General features: G+C 38.8%; 3 protein-coding genes. All 3 read left to right on the forward strand.

All coding sequences use genetic code 11. The annotated features are described in order from the left end of the window. Nucleotides 1-136 precede the first annotated feature (136 nt). The 3 genes from sucC to dprA all read left to right on the forward strand — a co-directional run bounded on the left by sucC (nucleotide 137) and on the right by dprA (nucleotide 3,214). A complete protein-coding gene (sucC, locus tag V7161_RS30050) occupies nucleotides 137-1,297 on the forward strand; it encodes an ADP-forming succinate--CoA ligase subunit beta (RefSeq protein WP_223588531.1) in 1,161 nt (386 codons plus the stop codon). Nucleotides 1,298-1,320: 23 nt separating this feature from the next. Next, a complete protein-coding gene (sucD, locus tag V7161_RS30055; RefSeq protein WP_223588529.1) occupies nucleotides 1,321-2,223 on the forward strand; it encodes a succinate--CoA ligase subunit alpha in 903 nt (300 codons plus the stop codon). Between the two features lie 85 nt (nucleotides 2,224-2,308). Beyond that, nucleotides 2,309-3,214 (forward strand): DNA-processing protein DprA, encoded by a 906-nt coding sequence (dprA, locus tag V7161_RS30060; RefSeq protein ID WP_335716424.1) that lies wholly within the window; start codon nucleotides 2,309-2,311, stop codon nucleotides 3,212-3,214. Nucleotides 3,215-3,243: the final 29 nt, after the last annotated feature.

Below are 3,243 nucleotides of genomic sequence, written 5' to 3' on the forward strand. Positions count from 1 at the left end.
AGCGCAAATCAACAGCTAAATATATAATTATTTAATGAGGAAATAATTTTTTCAGCATAATGGTGGACAAGGTATGTGTCATTATATAAAATGAAAACGGAGTCAATTTTAGAAGAGTTTGATAGGAGGATGGGAAATGAATATCCATGAGTATCAAGGCAAAGAGATCCTCAGAAAGTACGGGGTAGCGGTTCCTAATGGAAAAGTGGCCTTTACTGTTGAAGAGGCAGTGGAAGCGGCAAAAGAACTAGGAACACAAGTATGTGTAGTTAAGGCGCAAATCCATGCAGGCGGACGGGGGAAAGCCGGTGGTGTTAAAGTTGCGAAAAACCTTGATGAGGTTCGTACATATGCTAATGAAATCTTAGGTAAAACATTGGTAACACACCAAACAGGCCCTGAAGGAAAAGAAGTTAAACGCCTCCTAATTGAAGAAGGCTGCGACATCAAAAAAGAATACTATGTAGGTTTAGTATTAGACCGCGCCACTTCTCGAGTTACGTTAATGGCTTCTGAAGAAGGCGGAACGGAAATTGAAGAAGTTGCAGAAAAGACACCTGAGAAAATTTTCAAAGAAGAAATCGACCCGGTTATTGGCCTTCAGCCATTCCAAGCACGTCGTATTGCCTTCAATATTAACATTCCGAAGGAACTAGTCAATCAAGCTGTTAAGTTCATGATGGGCTTATACAATGCTTATATTGAAAAAGATTGCTCAATTGCTGAAATTAATCCGCTTGTTGTAACAGGTGACGGAAAAGTTATGGCACTTGACGCAAAATTAAACTTTGACTCTAATGCTTTATTCCGTCAAAAAGACGTATTAGAGTATCGTGACCTTGAAGAAGAAGATCCAAAAGAGATCGAAGCTTCAAAATATGATTTAAGCTATATTGCTTTAGATGGAAATATCGGCTGTATGGTTAACGGTGCCGGACTTGCCATGGCAACAATGGATATCGTAAAACACTACGGCGGAGACCCTGCAAACTTCCTTGATGTTGGAGGCGGCGCCACAGCAGAAAAGGTTACAGAAGCATTTAAAATTATCCTTTCTGATCCAAACGTAAAAGGTATTTTTGTTAATATCTTCGGCGGAATCATGAAGTGTGATGTTATTGCTGAGGGTGTTGTAGAAGCTGCGAAGCAAGTTGGACTGAATATCCCTCTAGTTGTTCGTTTAGAAGGAACGAATGTTGACTTAGGTAAGAAGATTTTGGCTGAGTCAGGACTTAACATTACTGCTGCAGAATCCATGGCTGACGGTGCACAAAAAATCGTTTCATTAGTGAAATAGGATCCGTAGAAAGGGGAATTAACGTGAGCGTTTTTATTAATAAAGATACGAAAGTTATTGTTCAAGGGATTACAGGTGCAACAGCCCTATTCCATACAAAACAAATGCTTGAATATGGTACACAAATCGTTGGAGGTACAACTCCAGGCAAGGGCGGCATGGAAGTTGAAGGCGTGCCTGTATTTAATACTGTAAAAGAGGCAGTTGAAGCAACTGGCGCAAATGCTTCAGTTATTTATGTACCTGCTCCATTTGCAGCAGATGCCATTATCGAAGCAGTTGATGCTGGACTAGATCTTGCTATTTGTATCACTGAGCATATCCCAGTTTTAGATATGGTTAAGGTTAAACGTTACATGGAAGGCAAAAAGACTCGTTTAGTTGGTCCTAACTGCCCAGGTGTTATTACGGCAGATGAGTGTAAAATCGGTATTATGCCTGGTTACATTCATACAAAAGGCCATGTTGGTGTCGTATCACGTTCTGGAACATTAACATACGAAGCAGTTCACCAATTAACACAAGCTGGAATCGGACAAACAACGGCTGTTGGTATTGGTGGAGACCCTGTTAACGGAACTAACTTCATCGATGTTTTAAAAGCATTTAATGAAGATCCAGAAACATATGCCGTTATCATGATTGGCGAAATCGGTGGAACTGCTGAAGAAGAAGCAGCTGAGTGGGTAAAAGCTAATATGACGAAACCAGTTGTAGGCTTCATTGGCGGACGTACTGCACCTCCAGGAAAACGTATGGGCCATGCTGGTGCGATCATTTCTGGCGGTAAAGGAACTGCGGACGAAAAAATCCGTGTTATGAACGCATGCGGCATTAAAGTAGCAGATACTCCGTCTGTTATGGGTGAAACATTAATTGAAGTTCTTAAAGAACAAGGTTTATACGAAAAGTGTAAAACACACTAATATTCATTCACCAAGATATTAACAGATAGTCCCTCATAAAATGAGGGGCTATTTCTTTATAAAAAAATGACGTGGAGGTAAGTTTATGGATGATTTTAAAGAAAGACTAGTTGCATTACTACATTATCCGGATATTTCATGGAATACTGTTTTTCGATTACTAAAAAAAGATCCCACTCTTCAAACTTTGGAAAATTCCGGGCTGCATTCATTTGAAAAGTATTTATTCTCACAGACATGCCCTGCTGAACCTTCTGCAAATTCTTCTACCCTAAACCTTCATTCTGAAACTATTCACGAACAAATCCGTCAATATAAAACAAATGATATTTCAGTCATCACGATTTTTGATAAAGAATATCCTACGAATTTAAAAGAAATTTTTCAGCCACCTTGGGCACTATTTGCAAAAGGGGATTTATCGCTGCTAAAAAAAGAACCAAAGCTTGCAGTAGTAGGTTCACGTCAAGCAACACAGTATGGCAAAAATGCGATTAGACTCTTATTCCCTGAATTAATTGAAAATGATGTCCTCATTGTTAGTGGACTAGCTAAAGGAATTGATGCACTTGCGCATGAATATGCAATTAAAAACGGGGGCAATACAATTGCCGTCATAGCAGGCGGATTGTATCATATATATCCAAAGGATAATATGAATTTAGCATTAGAAATGATGAAAACGCAGCTTGTCCTTTCGGAATACCCACCGGATACAAAGCCGCTAAGATGGCATTTTCCTGCACGTAATCGAATCATTAGTGGACTTTCAAATGGAACATTTATAATAGAAGCAAAGAGAAAAAGCGGGTCCTTAATTACAGCCAATTATGCAGTGAATGAAGGAAGAGATGTTTTCTCCTTACCAGGAAGTATTTTTAATCCATACTCAATAGGTGCGAATGAATTAATCCAACATGGGGCAAAACTTGTAACGAAAGCTGAGGATATTTTAGAAGAATTAAGATTAAACTTTAGTAAATTAGAATAAAATTCTAGATAATTGCAGGTTTTTTATTG

It is taken from the genome of Neobacillus drentensis (genome assembly GCF_036965425.1).
Taxonomy (GTDB): Bacteria; Bacillota; Bacilli; order Bacillales; family Cytobacillaceae; genus Neobacillus; species Neobacillus drentensis_F.

Excerpts from the sequence above, each read along its gene's own strand:
- sucC (WP_223588531.1), top strand. The coding sequence starts at position 137 with ATGAATATCCATGAGTATCAAGGCAAAGAGATCCTCAGAAAGTACGGG.
- dprA (WP_335716424.1), top strand. The coding sequence starts at position 2,309 with ATGGATGATTTTAAAGAAAGACTAGTTGCATTACTACATTATCCGGAT.